Below are 18,943 nucleotides of genomic sequence, written 5' to 3' on the forward strand. Positions count from 1 at the left end.
CCTGGTCAGCGCCGCCGGCCGACCGACCGGGTCGGCGGTGCCGTGGTCGGGTCCTCCGGCCACGGGTGGCGCGGATAGCGGCCACGTAGTTCGGCCCGGACCTGCCGGTAGCCGGTGCGCCAGAACGACCCGAGGTCGGCGGTGACCGCCACGGGTCGCCCCGCCGGAGAGAGCAGGTGCAGCAGCACCGGCACCCGACCACCGGCGATCCGGGGCGCCACCGCCCAACCGAAGGTCTCCTGGAGTTTGACCGCGAGCACCGGCGCGGCCGGATCGGCGTAGTCCACCCGGATCCGGGAGCCGCTGGGCACGGTGATCCGTTCCGGGGCCAGCTCGTCCAGCCGCCCCGCAAGTGACCAGGGCAGCAGGCGGCGCAGCGCGCCGGCCACGTCGATCCGGGCCAGGTCCGCGCGGCGGCGCGCGGTGGCCAGCTCCGGGCCGAGCCAGTCGGGCGCACCGGCAAGCAGCGCCGCGTCGGAAACGTCCGGCCAGTCCGCGCCGAGCGCCTGCCGGCAGAACGCCAGCCGTTCGCGCAGCGCCCGCGCCGCCGGGGTCCAGGTCAGCAGGTCGAGACCGACGCTACGCAGGCCGGTCAGCAGGGCGGCGGCGACCTCGGCCGGCGCGGGCCGCGACAGCGGGCGCTCGACCAGCTCGATCGCGCCCAGTCGGGTCACCTCCCGGGCCAGCACGTCGGTACCGGACCAGGCCACCTCCCGGACGGTCCGCAGCGACGGCGCGCCGACCTCGCGGGCGGTCGCCTCGTCGAGCACGGCGGCGAGCCGGATCCGGGCGGTCGGTGCGCCGGGGGAGCGGTCCGCCACCGCCACGGCCAGCCAGTCGGCACCGGCCAGCGCCGAGCCCGCCGCCAGCTCCGCCGCGGTCCCACCGCTCATCAGGTACGCCGAGCCGCCCGGCCGTCGGGACCGGGCCAGCCGTTCCGGGTACGCCAGCCCGACCAGCAGCCCGGCGGCGAGGTCATCGGGCAGCGGCAGTTCCCTCGCCGTCCCCGGGTCGGGCTCCCCGGCGGCGGGTAGGGCGGCCCGCAGCCGGCGTACCTCGGCCCGCCAGCGGGCGGTCGCGGCGGGATCGGTGCCGGCGCGTAGCCGGCGCCAGGCGGCGGCGATGTCGTCGCCGGGGCGGGCCACTGACTCGTCGGCGAGCAGCGCCACCACCTCGGCGGCCCGTTCCGCACCCACCCGCCGGGCGCCGTCGAGCAGCGCCCGGGCCAGCCGGGGAGGTGCCCCGGCGGCGGCGATCGCCCTGCCCCGGGCGGTGATCCGGCCGTCCGCGTCGAGGGCGCCCAGGGTGCGCAACGTCTGCCGGGCCACAGTCATGGCCGCTGCCGGCGGCGGATCGGGCAGGGCGAGCCCGGCACCGTCGGGTGCGCCCCAGGCGGCCAGCTCCAGGGCGAAGCCGGTGAGGTCGGCGGCGGCGATCTCCGGCTCCGGCTGGGCCGGCAGCCGCTCGTGCCCGGCCTCCGACCAGCAGCGGTAGACGTGGCCGGGTGCCTCCCGCCCGGCCCGGCCGGCCCGCTGGGTGGCTGCCGCCCGGGACACCGGCACGGTGACCAGCGCGCCCAGCCCGCGGGCCAGGTCCAGCCGGGCGACCCGGGACAGCCCGGCATCCACCACCGTCCGCACGCCCGGCACGGTCAGGCTGCTCTCCGCCACCGCGGTGGCCAGCACCACCCGTCGCCGTGCGCCCGGTCGCAGGGCGGCATCCTGTTCGGCGCCGTCCTGCCGGCCGTGCAACCGCAGCACGTCGACGCCGTCGTCGCGCAGGTCGGCCAGCCGGCCGGCGACGGTGGCGATCTCGCCGACCCCGGGCAGGAAGACCAGCAGGTCTCCGGTGCGTTCGCGCAGCGCCCGCCGGACCGTGGCCGCCACGTGGTCGAGCAGGCCCCGGTCCACCGGGCCGGCGCCGGGCGGCGGCACCGGCCGGGCCGGCGGCGCCCAGATCCGGGTCACCGGATGCAGGGCCGCCGTGGCGTGGATGATCGGCGCGGGCGTGGTGCCGCCGAGCAGGGCGGCGAAGCGGTCGGCCTGCGGGGTCGCGGACATCGCCAGCAGCCGGAGGTCCGGCCGCAGCGCGGCGCGGGCCTCCACCGTGAAGGCGAGCGCGAGGTCGGCGTCGAGTTGCCGCTCGTGGACCTCGTCGAGCAGCACCGCGCCGACGCCGGCCAGTTCGGGATCGTGGTGCAGCCGACGGACCAGCAGGCCGGTGGTGACCACCTCGACGCGGGTGCGGCTGCCGGTCCGGCGCTCACCGCGTACCGCGTAGCCCACCTGGTCGCCGACCCGCCCGCCGAGCAGGGCCGCCATCCGTCGGGCCGCGGCGCGGGCGGCCACCCGGCGGGGCTGGGCGACGATCACCCGCCCGTCGACCGCGTCGGCCACCGCGAGCGGCGCGAGGGTGGTCTTGCCGGTGCCCGGCGGTGCGACCAGGACGGCGGCGCCGGCCGAGCGGAGTGCCGACAGCACCGCCGGCAGCACCGGCCGGACCGGCAGGTCGAGGGGCACGTCCGAGAGCACGGCCCAGTCTCCCACCGGGCCCGGTGGGGCCGGACCCGCCGGGGTCGGGATCGGTCGGTCAGCGGGAGGCTGGCGAGGAAGGTGTGCCAGCCCCACCCGGTCTGAGTCGGTCAGTCAGCGGGGAGGCTGGCGAGGAAGGCGTGCCAGGCCGACGCCGGGAAGGCCAGGACCGGGCCCCGGCGATCCTTGCTGTCCCGGACCGCGACCCCACCGCCGACGATGGCGACCTCGACGCAGTTGCCGTTGCCCACACTGCGCGTACTGGTACGCCACTTCGCCCCGGAGAGGTCGAGCGCGGTCATCGCGATCCCCTTCGTCGTAACCGAAAGTGACCGCGTGGCAGCGGTCACGTAAAGTAGCGAGAAGCTTCTTTCAGGCGGACCAGGGACGCCGCCGGATCGAGCGCCAGGCGACGCAGCCTCTCGTGCACAAGGCTATACGAGCGCACCTGCGCGACCTCCTCCAGTGCCAGTCCTGTCGTGAGATTTTCCAGGTAAACCACGGCGGCGTCGGCGGCGTCGGCAAAGGTGAGGAGGACGTACGGCGAATTCAGCGCAGGATGTCCACCGGCACTGAACGGAAGTACTTGAATCGTGACGTTCGGTAGCTGAGCGACGGTCTCCAGATGGGACAGTTGGTCGGCCATGACGGCCCGATCACTCACGGGACGTAACAACACCGCCTCGTTCAGCACCACCGACAACTCGACCGGACTGTCCCCGCGCAGCACGTCCTGCCGGCGCAGCCGGGCGGCCACCTTGCGGTCCAGGCCGTCCTCGCCCGCGGTCAGCCGGTAGACCTCCCGGGCGTACGCCTCGGTCTGCAACAGGCCCGGCACCGCCTCGGCCTCGTAGGTGCGCAGGGTGGCGGCCTCGGCCTCCAGTCCGACGTAGAACTCGAACCACTCCGGCAGTACGTCGCTGTAGTGCTGCCACCAGCCGCGTTGTTGCGCACCGCGGGCGATCTCGATGAGCGCCTCGGCGTCGTTGCCGGTGACCTGGTACAGCGCCAGCGCGGCGCGTACGTCCCGTGGCTTGATGCCGATCTGGGCGTTCTCGATGCGGGACAGGTTGCTCTTGGACATGTCCAGTTGCCGGGCGGCGACATCCAGGGTCATCCCGGCGCGCTCGCGCAACTGGCGGAGTTCCCGGGCGATGCGGCGGCGGCGGACGGTGGGGCTCGCGGTCACCCTCCGAGTCTGTCATGGGAATAAGTGCAGGTCGCATCAGCACGGAGTGCAACCGCCAAAAACGGGAGTTGCGTTGCAGTAGCGCTCGGTGCATCCTTTCCCGGGTTAGCGATCAATGGACGGCGGCCGGGGAGGACGTTTGCTCATCGCCGACGAGTTCTTCCTGATCGCGCACAACGACACCCGGGGCAAGGCGAAGCTGCACCCGGCGGCGACCGGTCTCGGTCTGGCTGCCGGACTCCTCGGCGAGCTTGTCCTCTATGGACATATCACTGTCGAGGCTGCGCAGGTCAGCGTGATCGACCGCCGTCCACCGGCCGACGCGCTGGCGCACACCGTACTGGACCAACTGATCGGCGAGGCCCAGCACCAGGCGGTGCGGACCTGGCTCAGCTTCCTCGCCCAGACCTCGGTGGCCTCGGTGGGGGAGCGGTTGGCCCGGGCCGGCGTGCTGCGCCGGCAGGAGACCCGGCGGTTGCTGCGGACCACCGTCACGTACCTGCCGATCGACCTCAACGTGGCCGCCTGGCCGGCCACCCGCCTGCGGGCGGTGCTGGAACGGGCCGAGCCGCCAAGCGTGCCGGACGCGCTGCTGCTCGGCCTGGTCGCCGCCGCCGGGCTGACCCGCGAGGTGCTGTGGAGCGCGGGTCCCCGGGCCCACCACCGGCTCAACCTGATCGTCCCGGCGTTGCCGGCCCCGCTGAAGGAACTCGTGGCGCACACCGAGGCCGCCGTGGGTGCGGCCGTGCTGCGCGGCGCTCCCTGATCCGGCACGCCCTGAACCGGTACCCCCTCCTCTGATGAACCGGAGCAGTTCATGTCCTCGACAGCGACAACCGACAGACCGAGCAACGTCTCCGAGGCGCTGGCCCGTGGGCGGCTCGGCGTGCCGTCGGTGGTCTTCTTCGTTCTCTCCGCGGCGGCGCCGCTGACCGTGGTCGCCGGTGTGGTCACCACCGGCTACGGGGTCGTCGGGGTGCTCGGCATCCCGTTGGCCTTCCTGGTGGTGGCCGCGGTACTGGCGCTGTTCGCCGCCGGCTACGTGGCGATGGCCCGCCGGATGGCAAACGCCGGCGCCTTCTACGCGTACGTCACCCGTGGCCTGGGCCGCCCGGCCGGGGTGGGCACGGCCTGGGTCGCCCTGATCGCGTACAACGCCCTCCAGGTCGGCCTCTACGGCACCATCGGCGCGGCGGCCACGCCGGTGCTGGACCGGCTGTTCGGAATCGAGCCACTGTGGTGGATCGTGGCGCTTGTGGCCTGGGCGCTGGTGGCGGTGCTCGGTCTGCTCCGGGTGGACATCAACGGGATGGTGCTGGCGGCGCTGCTCTGCGCCGAGATCGCCATCATCGTGGTGTTCGACCTCGGCCAACTGGGCAACCCGGCCGGTGGCAACGTCAGCTTCGCCGCGTTCTCCCCGGACAACTTCTTCGTACCCGGTGTCGGCGCGGTGCTGGTGCTGGCGATCCTCGGCTTCGTCGGCTTCGAGGCCGCCGTGGTGTTCAGCGAGGAGAGCAAGGACCCCAAGCGCACCGTGCCGATGGCCACCTACCTGTCGGTGGCGATCATCGCGGCGGTCTACGCGCTCTCCTCGTGGAGCATGACGGTCGCCGTCGGCCCGGACCGGATCGTCGAGGAGGCCGGCACCCAGAGCATCGACCTGATCTTCAACCTGGCCGGGGCGCAGCTGGGCGACACCATGCTCACCATCGGCCAGGCACTCTTCCTGACCTCGGTGCTGGCCGCCATGATCTCGTTCCACAACACCACCGCGCGGTACGCCTTCGCGCTGGGCCGGGAGCGGGTGCTGCCGGCGGTGTTCGGGCGGACCTCGCCGACCACCGGCGCGCCCCGGGCGGCCTCGCTGGCGCAGAGCACGCTCGGCCTACTGGTGATCATGCTGTACGCGGTGAACGGCTGGGACCCGGTCCTGCAACTGTTCTTCTGGCTGGGCACCAGCGGCGGCTTCGGCGTCCTGCTGCTGATCGCGACCACCGCGGTGGCGATCATCACGTACTTCGCCCGCAGCAGCGAACCGGAGACGCTGTGGCGTCGGCTGATCGCCCCGGGCATCGCGGCGATCGCGCTGGTCGCGATCATCGTGCTGGCGGTGCAGAACTTCGCCAACCTGCTCGGGGTCGAACCGGACTCGCCGCTGCGCTGGCTCTTCCCGGCGGTCTACCCGGTGGCCGCGCTGCTCGGTGTGCTCTGGGCGCTGGTGCTGCGGCGCAACCGCCCCGACACGTACGCCCGCATCGGCCTGGGCGCGGAGAGCGCGGCGGCGGGCGTCGTGCCGTCGGCGCCGGTCGCCGAGCCGATGCCGGTCACCACGGAGGTACGGCGATGACGCAGCCGAGCGTCGAGCGACTCGACCTGCCGGACACCCGCTGGGTGGCCGAGCGGATCGCCGAGGCGTTCCTGGTGCTGGACCAGCCCCGCTGGCTGGTGCCGGACGAGGCCAAGCGGGAATCGGTGCTGGCCGGGAACTTCGAGATCATCGTCGACCACGCGATGCGGCACGGCCTGGTGTTCGGCACCGGGGACCGGGCCGGCGTGGCGGTCTGGCTGCCGTCGGTCGGTGAGCCGCTGCCGCCGCCGGAGGACTACGACGCGCGGCTCGCCGCCGCCTGCGGGGAGTGGACGCCCCGCTTCGTGCACCTCGACGAGTTGTTCGACGCCCACCACCCGCACGCCGACCACCATCACCTGGCGTTGTTGGCCGTCCGGCCGGACCGTCAGGGCCAGGGCGTCGGCAGCGCGCTGCTCCGCCACCACCACGCCTGGCTGGACGCCAACGGCGTACCGGGTTATCTGGAGGCGAGCAGCGAGACCAGCCGCGACCTGTACGCGCGGCACGGTTACCAGGTGTCCGAGCCGTTCCGGCTGCCGGACGGTACGCCGTTCTGGCCGATGTGGCGGGAGCCGCTCGCCGGCTGATCCTGACCGCAGACACGACGGTGGCCGGGTCCGACAGGACCCGGCCACCGTCGCCACCCCCTCCTAGTAAGTACCGTCGAGCTGGCCGCGCAGCTTGTTCAGTGCCCGGGCCAGCAGCCGGGACACGTGCATCTGCGAGACACCGATCTGCTCGGCGATCTGCGACTGCGTGAGGTTGCCGTAGAACCGCAGCGTCAGGATCTTCTGCTCGCGCTCGTCCAGCGTGGCCAGCGCGGGGCCCAGGGCCACCCGCAGCTCGGCCAGCTCGAACTCGCTGTCCTCGCCGCCGAGCATGTCGCCCAGTTCGGTCGCCCGGTCGCCGTCACCGGTCGGCGTGGACAGCGACACCGCGTTGTAGGCGCGGGCGCCCTCCAGGCCCTCCAGCACCTCTTCCTCGGTGAGCTTGAGGTGGGCGGCGATGTCGGCCACCGTCGGCGAGCGACCCAGGGTCTGTAGCAGCGAGCTGTTCGCGTCGGAGATGGCCAGCCGCAGCTCCTGCAACCGCCGGGGGACCCGGATGTCCCAGGTGCGGTCCCGGAAGTGCCGCTTCAGCTCGCCGATGATGGTGGGGATCGCGTAGCCGGCGAAGTCGACGCCACGGGTGGGGTCGAACTTGTCGATGGCCTTGATCAGGCCGACGGCCGCGGTCTGGGCGAGGTCGTCGGTGGGCTCACCGCGCCCGCTGTAGCGGTGCGCGAGGTGGTTGGCCAGCGGCAGCCAGGCCTCGATCGCCCGGTCGCGCAGTGCGGCGCGGGACGGGTGCCCGGCCGGCAGTGCGGCCATCGCGTTCAGCAGATCGGTGGCGCTGTCGGAGAGCGCCCGCGGGTCGAGCTTGGGCACCGCGGTTGTCGAGGCGGTCGCCGGCTCGCTAATCGTTTGCGCGGTCATGGTGGTCCTCCCTGCACCTCGTCCGCGGATAAAGACGTGACGCTTTGGTTTAGTGGGGATAGCCGTTCGGAAGTCACCATAGCCTGATCGTCTCCCAGAAATCTAGCCGAACGGACGATGTACTTAAGTTATTTTCGACCACGAAAGCGACAAAGCGGTATCTCCGTCGGCGGGAGGGGTGTCCGCACGGGCGGTCCGCCGGAGGTGACGGCGGCGGATTGTCATCTTTCTGTCGTTGTCCCGTGAGCGGGACCACCCGTAGCGTCACGGGCGGACCCCTACCCGGAGGCGCTGTGCTCGACCCTGCCGTCCCCCAGCTCGTGGTGAACTGCCGCACGCTCTACTTCAGCTGGCTGCCGGCGGACCCGGAGGCGGTGGCGGCGCTGGTCCCCACCGGGCTGCGCCCCCAGGCCGACCGGCAGGTCTTCCTGAACCAGTACGTCGTCGACGACGAGAGCCAGACAAGTGGCTTCGGCTCGTACTCGCTGGCCTACCTCGGGGTGACCCTGGCCGACGCGGACGCTCCCGACGGGGTGACCCCGGGCGGCTGGTGGACGCACTACGTGACCTCGAGCGAGCTGGTGCGCGACTACGCTCTCGCCCGCGGTGCCCCCGCCCTGCCCGGCCGCACCACAATCGACGTGCGGCGGGACCTGGTGGTCACCGAGACCGACATCGACGGTGTGCCGGTGATCCGGACGCAGGTGCGCATCGGTGACACCGGGCACGCCGTGCACAACGGCCACCACCGCTACCTCACCGCGCTGCACGGTCAGCTGGTCAGCAGCATCTATCCGGTGGTCGCCGAACCGGTGAACCCGTTCGAGATCGAGTCGGTGGAGTTCCTCGAGCCGGATCATCCGATCTACGCGCTGCGGCCGGAGAACCCGCTCACCATCGCCTGGGGCTACTACGCCCCCCGCTCGTCCTTCGCGTACCCCGGTGGGCTGACGATCCTGGGTGAGCTGGGGCCCTCACCGGCCCCCGGCGGGCCGGACCCGCAGCGGTCGGCCGTCGGGATCGTGGGCCAGCCGACCGGTCGCTAGGGCCGGGCGCGCGGCCAGGCCGGCACCCGCCAGGCCGGGGCCGACCCGCCGACCGCCCCGGTGTGCTGTGTCACAGGCATCCGTGGCACGGCGAGGTTTCCGCTGGACCAGACGGGTACTCAGAGGCCGGGTGGCACGTGCCGGTGCGGTGCGTAACCAGGTCCCAGCGCCAACGTCGCTGCCCTCCCCACATCGACGAGCGAGGAGGCCACACCATGCCCGGCGAGACGACGAACTCCGTCACCGAGCACCGCGAGCAGGCGGTGGAGAGCGAGCGGGGGGCGCTGTTGGCCGTACTGGTGATGGTCCTGCTCGGCGTGGCCGGCATCTTCGCCGTCTCCTGACCGGGCGACGGCCCGACGACCGGCGCGAGCCCCCCGGCCGGGGCCGGAGGGCTCGCGTGACGGATCAGGTCAGGGGCGGTCGCCCTGGCCGTCGGTGTGCGGCAACCGCTGCGCCGGGATCACCCCGAGCCGACCGGCCTGGAAGTCCTCGAACGCCTGGATCAGCTCGTCCCGGGTGTTCATCACGAACGGGCCGTAGTGCGCCACCGGCTCCCGGATCGGCTGGCCACCCATGATGTAGAGGTCCAGGGCCGGCGTGCGGCTGTCCTGCCGGGCGTTGGCCCGCAACCGCAGGGCGTCGCCCGGACCGTGCACGGCGAGCTGGCCGGTGCGTACGCCGCGCCCGTTCGAGCCGACCGTGCCACGACCACCAAGCACGTAGACCAGGGCGTTGAAGTCCGGCCGCCACGGCAGGTCGACCTGCGCACCGGGCTCGACCGTCACGTGCGCGACGGTGATCGGGGTGTGCGTGGAGCCCGGCCCCCGGTGCCCGGCGATCTCACCGGCGATCACCCGGATCAGCGCGCCGCCGTCCGGCGTGGTGAGCAGCGCCGCCTGGCTGCCCCGGATGTCCTGGTACTTCGGCGGGCTCATCTTGGCCGCCTTGGGCAGGTTGACCCAGAGCTGGGTGCCGTGGAACAGGCCGCCGCTGACCACCAGGTGCTCCGGCGGGGCCTCGATGTGCAGCAGGCCGCTGCCGGCGGTCATCCATTGCGTGTCGCCGTTGGTGATGGTGCCGCCGCCACCGTGGGTGTCCTGGTGCTCGAAGATCCCGTCGATGATGTACGTGACGGTCTCGAAGCCCCGGTGCGGGTGCCAGCTGGTGCCCTTCGGCTCGCCCGGCGCGTAGTCCACCTCGCCCATCTGGTCGAGGTGGATGAACGGGTCGAGTTCGCTCGTCGGTACCCCGGCGAAGGCCCGGCGCACCGGGAAGCCCTCACCCTCGAAGCCGCTGGGCGCGGTGCTCAGCCGTCGGACCGGCCGGATGGTGGTGGTGGACTCGTCGAGTCGGGGCAGCCGGGGCAGGACGAGGACGTTGTCGACGGTGATGGCGGGCATCGGAGGCTCCTCTAGTGACTGTCGCTGAGGGCGGTGGGTGGGGCGGTGGCGGTGTTGCGGTCGGCGCCCTGTAGCCGCCGGCCGAGCCGGGTGAAGATCCGGTCCAGGCAGGCGACCTCGGCATCGTCGAGATCGTCCATCAGGTGGCTGCGCACCGAGTGCAGGTGATGTGGGGCGGCCTCGCGCAGGGCCAACAGCCCGGCGGCGGTGAGCACCGCCTCGCTGCCCCGACCGTCCTGCGGGCAGGGCTGCTTGGCGACCAGACCGCGTCGCTGCATCGACGAGATCTGGTAGGTCAGCCGGCTGGGGGAGAAGACCAGGCGACCGGCCAGCTCGCCCATCCGCAGCCGTTGCCCCGGCACCTCGGAGAGCAGGACCAGCACGTGGTAGTCGGCGAAGCTCAGCCCGCTGGCGACGCGCAGGTCGTCCTCCAGCCGGGTGAACAACCGCTGGCTGGCCTCGATGTAGGCCCGCCAGGCGGTTTGGCGGACGCTGCTCAGGCTCTCGGTCATGGGCCGAGAGTAGCACGGTATTCAAAATTTGAACAACTGCTGCATGGTGCCGCCAGTTGCGCCGATGGCACGGAACTGAAACGGAAGTCGTAAAGCTTTGAAGGGTCCGCCCGCTCGGCGCGCCGCTGCCGGTAGCTGCGGGGCGCCGTGCCGGTCAGCGCTGGTCACTCTGCCGGTCAGCTGTCGGTCACTCTGCCGGTCAGCTGCGGCGGCGCGGCGAGCGGGGCGGGCTCAGCCCGCCGCCTGGGGCGTACGGCCACCCATCGGCGAGCGGCTCAGCAGCTGACGGGCCTGTTCGGCGAAGTCCGCCTCGACCGTGACCGCGTACTGGCTGGCGCGCAACGAGCTGGCGGAGGTGAAGTCGCGTTTCCCGCCGGTCATCGCGTGCGCCACGGCACCGAACACGGCACCCCAGATCGCGCCGATGACCAGGCCGGCGAGGACCACCGCAAGCCAGTTTCCGACGGTGAAGATGCCGAACAGCAGCCCGATGAAGAGACCGAACCAGGCACCCGTACCGGCGCCGATCAGCGTCGCGCGGCCGGTGCTCATCCGGCCCAGCACGGTCTCCACCAGAGCCAGGTCGGTGCCGACGATGGCGGTCCGTTCCACCGGGAACCGGTTGTCGGCCAGGTAGTCCACCACGCGCTGGGCGGACGGGTAGTCCGGGTACGTCCCGATCGTCACGGTCGGCGGCCCGGTCGACGGTCCGTGCCCGTCGGCGCCCGGCGCGGCGATTCGCCCGCCCGGCCCCGAGGGGAGTGTGCCCCCACCGGTCACTCCGGGCTGCCACGCCGAGGGATTCGACTGCCCACTCATCTTCGCCCCCTCCCAGTCGCTCTACCCCGGCGTTCCCCGGGACCCTGGTGCGAAACGGCCCTGGACAGGGCGTCCGCGTCCCAGGATCCCGGGGGACGGGGGCAGCGACCTAGGAGCAGGGGGTGCTGTTGAGCGTGAAGGAGGTGGGGGTGGACAGGTTGCTGCCGGTGAAGGTGCCCTGGAAACCGAGGGAGATGGTGCCGCCGCTAGGTACGTTGCCGTTCCAGGCCATGTTGCGAGCCTGGATCCGGTCGCCCGACTGGCTCCAGTCACCGTTCCAGCCGTTGCTCAGGCGTACCCCGGAGCCGACCGTGAAGGCGAGCGTCCAGCTGCTCAGCGCCGCGCCGCGGTTGGTCGCCCGGATCTCGGCGGTGAAGCCGCCGGTCCACACGTTCGGGGTCCAGGTCACCGAGCAGCCGCCGGTGGGCGGGTTGGACGTCGGCGGCGTGGTGGTGGGCGGCGTGCTGGTCGGCGGAGTCGACGTCGGCGGGGTCGACGTCGGCGGCGCGGTGGTCGGCACCGGACCGGCCGCGATGGCCAGGTCGTACGCCCGCTGCGGCACGAACTGACCGGCGGCGGCGATGCAGCCGTCCGCCTCGCCCGGCAGCTTCACCCAGAGGAAGGCGTCGATGGCGGAGTCGCCGGTGGCGGTGGTGCTCGGCGTGCCGATCGCCCGTCCCGGCGGGTCGCACCACTCGGAGCCGGCCGGACCGTTGCCGTTGCGGCTGGTGTCGATGACCGCCTTCAGCCGGGAGATGCCGGTCGCCGCGATGATCTGCTTGGCGTACGAGACCTCGTCGGCGGTGCGCCGGTAGTTCGACACGTTCACCGAGATGCCATCGGCGCTGTTGGCGATATCGGCGGCGTTCAGCCGGGCGGCGGCCTCACCGGCGGAGAGCCAGCCGCCGTGGCCGATGTCGTAGTAGACCTTTGCGGCGGACGAGCCGCGCTTGAGCGCCTTGCCGGCGTACGCCATCGAGGTCCGCACCTCGGCCTGCTGGTTGGCGTCCATGCAGCTGGTCATGATGGGGAGCACGTCGGGCTCCAGGATGATGGTGGCCGGACGCCCGCCGAGACCCGCGGCGACCTGGTCCACCCACTGCCGGTAGGCGGTGTGGTTGGGCGCGCCGCCCCCGCTGTGGTTGCTGCAATCGCGGTTGGGGATGTTGTAGACCACCAGGATCGGGATCTTGCCCGCAGCCGCGGCAGCGCCGACGAAGGAGTCCACCTCGCCGCGTACGGTCGAGGTGTTGGTGGTCGTGTACCAGCGAGGCTGCGGGACGCTTGCGATCCGGTCCCGGATCACGGCGGCCTTCGAGTCGTTCGGGTTGGCCGCCACCCAGCGGGCGGCACTGGTCTGCGGATCGACGTAGAAGACGGAGTCGGCGGCCGCGGCGGGAGTCGGCCGCAGCGCGCCCACGCCGACCGTGGCGGCGACAGTGATGGCCGTCGCCACCGCGCCGACCACGGCGAACGTGCTTCGGGTTCTCATGCTCTGCTCCTCGGGCACATCGAAGAAATTGCGTGGAAGCGCTCCCACGTTTCCGCCAAGGTACGGGCCGGTTGCCAGGTTGTGAAGACCTTCCGGAAGTTTCCCGCCGTCGATGGCCCGGCGTCGGCCGTCGCCGGCCACGGACACCTACGATCGTCGGATGGGTCCGGACCGGGCGGGTGTGGTGGTGGTCGGTGCTGGTATCGCCGGTGTGGCGTGTGCCGGGGAACTGCTGCGGGCCGGCGTACCGGTGGAGATCCGCGAGCGCGCCCGGGTGCCCGGCGGTCGGCTGGCCACGAAGCGCTTCGACGGTCGCCCCGCCGACCTGGGTGCCGCCTACCTGACCGTCAGCGACCCGGATTTCGCCGAGGTCGTACACGGCTGGCGAGACGCCGGATTGATCCGCGAGTGGACCGACACCTTCGTCGCGTACGGCGAAGGCGGCCGGCGCGAGGTCACCGGGACGATGCGCTGGGCCGCCCCGCGCGGCCTGCGTTCCCTGGTCGAGCAGCTGGCCCGCGACCTGCCGGTGGTGGTGGACCGGCTGGTGCTCGGCGTCGAGCCGGGGCCGGCGGTGCAGGGCCGGCCGTACGCCGCGGTCGTGCTGGCCATGCCCGGGCCGCAGGCCGCACTGCTGCTCGATCCGGCGCTCGCCGCCGCCACCGAGGCGGTCGCACGGCAGCGGTGGTCCCCGACGCTGGCGGCGGTGCTGCGCTTTCCGGCCCGACGCTGGGCGGAGTTCCGGGGTGCCTTCGTGAACGACCACCCGCTGCTCAGCACGGTCTGCGACGACGGAGACCGGCGGGGCGACGGCGCCCCCGTCCTGGTCGCGCACACCACGCCGGAGTTCGCCGCCGGACATCTCGCCCAACCCACCGCCGCCGCACCGGCCATCGAAGCGGCGGTCCGTGACCTGTTCGCCCTGCCCGACCCGGCGGTGCACGTGCACATGCACCGCTGGACCTACGCCAAGCCCGTCGGCAGCGGCGCCGGCCCGGGCTTCCACCTCGATGACGACGGGATCGGGCTGGCCGGGGACGCGTTCGGCGCACCCCGGGTGCAGACCGCCTGGCGCTCCGGCCGGGACCTCGGGCGCGCCCTGGTCCGCCGCCTGACCTGACGCCGGCATTCGTTACGGCCGGGGCCAGCCGACGCCGGCACCCGTTACTCCCGGGGAAGCAGAATCTCGAACCAGACCGTCGAACCCCGCACGGTGGGATCGGTGCCCCAGGCGTCGCTCAGCTCCTCGATCAGGCCCAGCCCGCGACCGCGACTGCTCAGCGTGTCGGTGTGGGCCCGGGTGACCGTGCCCCGTGAACCGGAGTCGGCGACCGAGACGAGCAGGCGTTCGGGACTGAGGTCGATCTCCACCCGGGCCGCCGTACCGGCGTGCAGCAGGGCGTTTGTGGTCAGCTCGCTCGTGCACAGCACCGCCGCGCCGATCACCGACTCGGCCACCCCCCACCGGTTGAGCTGGTCGGTCATCCAGTGCCGGACCCGGCTCGGCGCGGTCGGCTCGGCCGGTACCTCCATCCGGGCCGACCGGCTGGGCCGCAGCGCGTACTCGACGGCCAGCACGGCCACGTCGTCCTCGGTCGCCCCGGGCACCGCGGCGGTGGCCGTGGCGCACAACGCCCGGGGGTCGCCGCTGTGCGCGTTCGCCACCGACTCCGCCAGCCGGGCCAGGCCGTGCGACAGGCTCTGCCGCCGCCGTTCCACCACACCGTCACTGAACAGCAGCAACGTGTCGCCGGGCGTGAACGCCACGGTACGGGTCCGGGGACGACAGCCGACCCCGAGCGGTGCGCCGGGCGCCACGTCGAGGTACTCGGCGCTCGGCGGGCCGGACGGTGGGCAGCGCCGCAGCAGCGCCGCCGGGTGGCCGGCACTGGCCAGGGTGAGCTGCTCCCGGTCGACGTCGATGACGCCGAACACCACGGTGACGAAGAGTTCGTACGTGCCGGCCTCGGCACCCAGGCTGCCCACCAGCCGGTCGAGCCCGGCGAGGACCTGGTCGGGGCGGGGGTCGTTGAGCGCCAACGCCCGCAACGCGGCGCGTACCTGGCCCATCCGGGCGGCGGCCTGCACGTCGTGCCCGGCGACGTCGCCGAGCACCACCCCCAGGTGGCCGGTGGGCAGCACGAAGGCGTCGTAGAAGTCGCCGCCCGCGGCGTTGCCGTCGACGCCCGGGTCGTACCGCGCCGCGACCCGCAGCCGGGGCAGCACCGGCAGGTTCTCCGGCAGCATGCTGCGCTGCAACAGTTGGGCCGTACCGTGCTGGGTCTCGAAGCGGCGGGCCCGCTCGGTGGCCTGCCCGATCAGCTCCGCCGACGCGGCCAGCAGTGCCCGCTCCGGCGCCGACCAGGTGTGCGCGGTGCGGTAGCCGACGGTCAGGCCGCCCCGGACCACGGACGCCCGCAGCGGCACCGAGGCGAGCGCCCGGACCTTCTGGTCGTGCCGGTCGGCGGCGATCTCCCGCAGCGGCTGGCCGTCCTCCACGAAGATGGCCCGTCCGCTGCGGGCGCTCACCACCGCCGGGGCCGACCAGTCCGCCGCACCGCGCCGCCACAGCGGGGGAAGCCGCTCGTCGGCCTCGTCCACCAGCTCGCCCCGGACCCGCCGGACCATTCGCCAGCCACCGCCACCACCCTCGTCCACGGCGAGCGAGACCCGGTCGGCGTCGAACGAGGTGAGCGCGTAGCGCAGCGCGACCCGCGCCACGTCGTCAAGGGTGAGGGTGCCGGAGAGCGCTGCGGCCAGGTCGCTGAGCCCCTGCAACTGCCGGGTGGCCGGGTTGGTCTCGGCGACCACGGAGAGTACGCCGGCGATCCGGCCCCGGCTGTCCCGGATGGCGGAGCAGGCCCGGATGTAGACGGCCTGATCGAGGTCGCCGACGTCCCGGCGCAGCGGAAGCGGAACCGCGCGATCCAGAAAGGGCTTGCCCGTGTGATACGTGTGCTCGACGACGTCACCGACCCCCGGGATGCGCCACACCTCCGCGAAGCCCTCGGCGGCGGGCCGCCCGAGGGCCTGCGGATGCTTGTCGCCGATCAGCTCCGCGTACGCGTCGTTGTAGAGCAGCAGCAGATCGTCGCCGAGATGCAGGGCCATCGGGGCGGGCGAGGCGAGCACGATCTCGACTGCGGCGCGGACGGTGACGTCCCAGTCCTCGGGCGGGCCGAGCGCCGTGCCGGCCCAGGGGTGCCGGTCGACGACGGTCGTGGCGTCCGAGACCGACTCGCCCGGCACGGGGCCTGCTGGCGTGGGGACTCGCCCGACCGTTCCTGGCATGACCGCAGCCTAACCCGACCCGTTCAACCGGCGTTTACGATCATGTTCCGATCCGCCGAGGTCGGGACAAAAGGCCAGGTCAGGGTGGTTCTGTTGCGGCCTGTCCGAGAAAAAGTAGGGGACCGGCGCGGCGTGCCGTCCCGGCGTTGGGGTAAGCGCGCGGGGCAAACCATGCGACAGGAGGGACATCATGCCGGAGACCCTTGCGGCCAGGCAGGTCGACATCGGTACCGCCGTGGCCGACATGTGGCGCTCGGTGCTGCTGTTCGTGCCGAGGGCCATCGCGTTCATCGCGATCCTGGTGATCGGGTGGCTCATCGCCAGAGCCGTGCTCAAAATCGTCGACACCGTCCTGGAACGGGTGGGGTTCGACCGGGCGGTCGAACGGGGCGGCATCAAGCGGGCGCTGGAACGGACCAAGTACGACGCCAGTGACATCCTGGCGAAGCTGGCGTACTACGCCGTGCTGCTGTTCACGCTGCAGTTCGCCTTCGGGGTCTGGGGCCCCAACGCCATCAGCAACCTGATCGCGGGCGTGGTGGCCTGGCTGCCGCGAGCCTTCGTCGCGATCGTCATCGTGGTGATCGCCTTCGCGATCGCCAACGCGGTGCGGGACCTCGTCAGCGGGGCGCTGGGCGGCCTGTCGTACGGCAAGGTGCTTGCCGACCTGACGGCGTTCTTCATCATCGCGCTTGGCGTGATCGCCGCGCTGAACCAGGTGGGCATCGCCACCACCGTGACCACACCCGTGCTTGTCGCGGTGCTCGCCACGGTGGCCGGCATCCTGATCGTCGGGGTCGGTGGTGGTCTGGTCCGGCCGATGCAGAACCGCTGGGAGGGCTGGCTCCATCGGATCGCCGAGGAGTCGCGCGCGGTCCGGGAACAGCAGCAGGGTGCCGCGGCCGGCCGCAGCGACATGCAACGGCAGATGGCCGACCGGGCGGGCGCCGAACCCGGCCGGGAGATGGCCGGCGGGCGGGGCACCTACCAGTCCGGAAACATGGGCGACCAGCCCCAGCAGTACCGGCAGTGACGGGCCTGATCAGGTCCGCGCGACCCGGGACGGGTGTCCGCCGTTTGGCGGGCGCCCGTCCGTCGTCACGGAACCGGCGGCTGCGGCGTCGGCGTGCCTCAGGGAACCGGCGGCTGCGGCGTCGGCGTGTCCAGGCTGGCGCTCAGCGCGCAGACCGCGAGCAGGCGCACCAGCACCCAGTCCGCCTCCGGCCAGTACACCGGGTCGGTGGGCGGCTGCCAGCCGTGTTCCTCGGCGACCGACCGGATTCCCTCGGCGTAACCGGCGAGCGTCGCGGCGGTCAGCGGCCGTCGGTCGCCGTGCAGGCTCTCCCGTACCGCGGCGGCGTGCTGATCGACAGCCGCGCGTAGGCCGGGCAGGTGGCTGGCGGCGGCGAGCCCGTCGAGGCCCACCGCGTTGGTGAGTGCCACCAGGGTGGACCGCGTCGAGTCGACGGCGGTGGGGGCGGAAACCCGGTTCGACGGCACGCGCATGGGGAACGAATGTATCCAACCCGTACCGGCCGTGCCCTCGGCCGCTCGGCTGGTGCGGGCGGTACGCCGGTCGCCGGTTGACTGACCGGCGGGATCGAGCCGGCATGGACCGGACAGCAGAACGGGACGAACTGCAACATGGCCGGCATTGGGAGGTACCCATGGACCCGTCCACCGACGGACCGGACGAGCGGCACCGGCGGCCCGCCGGAGTGAGCGACGACACGGTGGCGGCGCTGGGCAAACTCAGCGAGGCCCTGGAGTGTGTCGAGCGGGCGCGCGGCCATCTCTACTCGCTGCACCAGCTCATCGGGCACGCCGACCTCATGCTCGACGACGCGGTACGGATGTTCCGCGACGCCGGACACCCGGTGATCGCCGACCGGATCGCCGACGAGCTGATCGGGCGCAACGTCATCGCCGGCCGGTGGACGTTCCAGATCGTCGAGGACTTCGACGACGGCTACCACGCGCTCTTCCGCGACGTGGACCGGGCGGCCCGCGAGCAGTTGGTGGGCGGCCGGCGGCACCTCTACGAGGCGGAGATGAAGGAACGCCGCCGGACCCGGGGCCGGCCCGGTCACGAGGCGCGCCCGGGTGAGTAACCCCGGACGCCGGCGCGGACCCGGCTGGCCGGTAGCTGTCAGTCGGCGGAGGACGTGCCGGCGGCCGGGCGGCGGCGAGCGGCGTCGTCGGCGATGATCACGGTCGCCACCATCAGGGCGACGCAGAGGCTGAACAGCCAGGAACTGTCCGAGACCAGCTTGGCGGAGACGGGGGCCTGCACGGCGGCGAGAAGGAAGCCGAGCCATGCCAGGCGACGCTGGCGCGTGGTGAGGTAGCCGGAGCCCTGATGCATTCCGAAAGTCTTGCGCGGGACGCCGCGATTGCCGTCAGCCGAACGGCCGATTCTGGCCGACCTGTCCGCAACGTCACCCATTCGGCCCACTGTCACCGCTGCTGCCCGGATGAACGCCGCACGGTGAGCTGCGGACCGGGCCACCGCTGCCGGTCAGAGGTTGTCCGGGCCGGTGCGACCGGTGGTGGAGGGGCGGTACGCGCGGTCCGGGTCGGTGGGCTCGCGACCGCTGCCCGGGATCTCGGCGCCGCGGTCGACCGGCTCGGGGCCGTGCCCGAAGGCGGCCTCCTCACCGGCGTCGTTGGCGGTCACGTCGTCGGCCTGCCCGTCGAGCGACGACCGGGCGACGGCCCGATCCAGTTCCTTCGCCGACAGCCGATCCTCGTTACGCCACACCCTGTCCTCGCTCATGCCCTAACCCGTACCCCCACCCCACCCCCACAAACCGGCCCCTCGCAGCTGTTGACCAT

20 protein-coding genes are annotated in these 18,943 nt (G+C 72.7%); 8 read left to right on the forward strand and 12 right to left on the reverse strand.

What is annotated here, in order from left to right; translation table 11 throughout:
- Window positions 1-5 precede the first annotated feature (5 nt).
- From hrpB to QQG74_RS11200, 3 genes are all read right to left on the reverse strand, one after another.
- Window positions 6-2,531, reverse strand: a complete 2,526-nt coding sequence (gene hrpB, locus QQG74_RS11190; RefSeq protein WP_341720231.1) for an ATP-dependent helicase HrpB — start codon at window positions 2,529-2,531, stop codon at window positions 6-8.
- Between the two features lie 110 nt (window positions 2,532-2,641).
- Window positions 2,642-2,833, reverse strand: coding sequence for a DUF397 domain-containing protein (locus QQG74_RS11195; protein WP_341720232.1), 192 nt, complete (start codon window positions 2,831-2,833; stop codon window positions 2,642-2,644).
- Window positions 2,834-2,877: 44 nt separating this feature from the next.
- A complete protein-coding gene (locus tag QQG74_RS11200; protein ID WP_341720233.1) occupies window positions 2,878-3,720 on the reverse strand; it encodes a helix-turn-helix transcriptional regulator in 843 nt (280 codons plus the stop codon).
- 115 nt (window positions 3,721-3,835) lie between these two features.
- Here QQG74_RS11200 and QQG74_RS11205 point away from each other — a divergent pair, with 115 nt between their 5' ends.
- Genes QQG74_RS11205 through QQG74_RS11215 form a run of 3 tightly spaced genes read left to right on the forward strand, consistent with a single transcriptional unit; the run spans window position 3,836 to window position 6,657 of the window.
- The gene (locus tag QQG74_RS11205) at window positions 3,836-4,486 is read left to right on the forward strand and encodes a GPP34 family phosphoprotein (RefSeq protein ID WP_341720234.1); all 651 of its coding nucleotides are present in this window, start codon (window positions 3,836-3,838) and stop codon (window positions 4,484-4,486) included.
- A gap of 51 nt (window positions 4,487-4,537) precedes the next feature.
- Window positions 4,538-6,067, forward strand: coding sequence for an APC family permease (locus QQG74_RS11210; RefSeq protein WP_341720235.1), 1,530 nt, complete (start codon window positions 4,538-4,540; stop codon window positions 6,065-6,067).
- Window positions 6,064-6,657: a GNAT family N-acetyltransferase gene (locus QQG74_RS11215; protein ID WP_341720236.1), complete on the forward strand. Its 594-nt coding sequence runs from the start codon at window positions 6,064-6,066 to the stop codon at window positions 6,655-6,657. The genes QQG74_RS11210 and QQG74_RS11215 overlap by 4 nt, the downstream gene beginning before the upstream one ends.
- A gap of 63 nt (window positions 6,658-6,720) precedes the next feature.
- Here QQG74_RS11215 and QQG74_RS11220 read toward each other — a convergent pair whose 3' ends face one another.
- Window positions 6,721-7,545 carry a SigB/SigF/SigG family RNA polymerase sigma factor gene (locus QQG74_RS11220; RefSeq protein ID WP_341720237.1) on the reverse strand — a complete coding sequence of 275 codons (825 nt, stop codon included), beginning with the start codon at window positions 7,543-7,545 and terminating at the stop codon, window positions 6,721-6,723.
- 293 nt (window positions 7,546-7,838) lie between these two features.
- Between QQG74_RS11220 and QQG74_RS11225 the strand changes: the two genes are divergently transcribed.
- Both QQG74_RS11225 and QQG74_RS11230 read left to right on the forward strand, forming a co-directional pair.
- Entirely contained in the window at window positions 7,839-8,591 is a 753-nt protein-coding gene (locus QQG74_RS11225) for a hypothetical protein (RefSeq protein WP_341720238.1), read from the forward strand.
- Between the two features lie 215 nt (window positions 8,592-8,806).
- Entirely contained in the window at window positions 8,807-8,935 is a 129-nt protein-coding gene (locus tag QQG74_RS11230; RefSeq protein ID WP_341720239.1) for a hypothetical protein, read from the forward strand.
- 69 nt (window positions 8,936-9,004) lie between these two features.
- On the opposite strand, the gene QQG74_RS11235 is transcribed toward QQG74_RS11230, so the two are convergent.
- The 4 genes from QQG74_RS11235 to QQG74_RS11250 all read right to left on the reverse strand — a co-directional run bounded on the left by QQG74_RS11235 (window position 9,005) and on the right by QQG74_RS11250 (window position 12,817).
- The gene (locus QQG74_RS11235; protein WP_341720240.1) at window positions 9,005-9,994 is read right to left on the reverse strand and encodes a pirin family protein; all 990 of its coding nucleotides are present in this window, start codon (window positions 9,992-9,994) and stop codon (window positions 9,005-9,007) included.
- An 11-nt stretch (window positions 9,995-10,005) separates the two neighbouring features.
- Window positions 10,006-10,506, reverse strand: a complete 501-nt coding sequence (locus QQG74_RS11240) for a MarR family transcriptional regulator (protein WP_341720241.1) — start codon at window positions 10,504-10,506, stop codon at window positions 10,006-10,008.
- Window positions 10,507-10,737: 231 nt separating this feature from the next.
- A complete protein-coding gene (locus QQG74_RS11245; RefSeq protein WP_341720242.1) occupies window positions 10,738-11,325 on the reverse strand; it encodes a general stress protein in 588 nt (195 codons plus the stop codon).
- A gap of 109 nt (window positions 11,326-11,434) precedes the next feature.
- Complete coding sequence (locus tag QQG74_RS11250; protein WP_341720243.1) at window positions 11,435-12,817, reverse strand: glycoside hydrolase family 6 protein; 1,383 nt, start codon at window positions 12,815-12,817, stop codon at window positions 11,435-11,437.
- A gap of 181 nt (window positions 12,818-12,998) precedes the next feature.
- Here QQG74_RS11250 and QQG74_RS11255 point away from each other — a divergent pair, with 181 nt between their 5' ends.
- Entirely contained in the window at window positions 12,999-13,937 is a 939-nt protein-coding gene (locus QQG74_RS11255) for an FAD-dependent oxidoreductase (RefSeq protein WP_341721197.1), read from the forward strand.
- Between the two features lie 44 nt (window positions 13,938-13,981).
- On the opposite strand, the gene QQG74_RS11260 is transcribed toward QQG74_RS11255, so the two are convergent.
- A complete protein-coding gene (locus QQG74_RS11260; protein WP_341720244.1) occupies window positions 13,982-16,108 on the reverse strand; it encodes a SpoIIE family protein phosphatase in 2,127 nt (708 codons plus the stop codon).
- Between the two features lie 190 nt (window positions 16,109-16,298).
- Between QQG74_RS11260 and QQG74_RS11265 the strand changes: the two genes are divergently transcribed.
- The gene (locus QQG74_RS11265; protein WP_341720245.1) at window positions 16,299-17,141 is read left to right on the forward strand and encodes a hypothetical protein; all 843 of its coding nucleotides are present in this window, start codon (window positions 16,299-16,301) and stop codon (window positions 17,139-17,141) included.
- Between the two features lie 98 nt (window positions 17,142-17,239).
- Here the strand turns inward: QQG74_RS11265 and QQG74_RS11270 are convergent, their stop codons facing one another.
- A complete protein-coding gene (locus tag QQG74_RS11270; protein ID WP_341720246.1) occupies window positions 17,240-17,614 on the reverse strand; it encodes a DUF6401 family natural product biosynthesis protein in 375 nt (124 codons plus the stop codon).
- A gap of 161 nt (window positions 17,615-17,775) precedes the next feature.
- Here QQG74_RS11270 and QQG74_RS11275 point away from each other — a divergent pair, with 161 nt between their 5' ends.
- On the forward strand, window positions 17,776-18,219 hold the full coding sequence (locus QQG74_RS11275; RefSeq protein WP_341720247.1) for a hypothetical protein: 444 nt from the start codon (window positions 17,776-17,778) through the stop codon (window positions 18,217-18,219).
- A gap of 38 nt (window positions 18,220-18,257) precedes the next feature.
- Here QQG74_RS11275 and QQG74_RS11280 read toward each other — a convergent pair whose 3' ends face one another.
- Both QQG74_RS11280 and QQG74_RS11285 read right to left on the reverse strand, forming a co-directional pair.
- Window positions 18,258-18,473, reverse strand: a complete 216-nt coding sequence (locus tag QQG74_RS11280) for a hypothetical protein (protein ID WP_341720248.1) — start codon at window positions 18,471-18,473, stop codon at window positions 18,258-18,260.
- Between the two features lie 153 nt (window positions 18,474-18,626).
- Window positions 18,627-18,884, reverse strand: a complete 258-nt coding sequence (locus QQG74_RS11285) for a hypothetical protein (RefSeq protein ID WP_341720249.1) — start codon at window positions 18,882-18,884, stop codon at window positions 18,627-18,629.
- Window positions 18,885-18,943 lie beyond the last annotated feature (59 nt).

The organism is Micromonospora sp. FIMYZ51, from assembly GCF_038246755.1.
Classification (GTDB): domain Bacteria; phylum Actinomycetota; class Actinomycetes; order Mycobacteriales; family Micromonosporaceae; genus Micromonospora.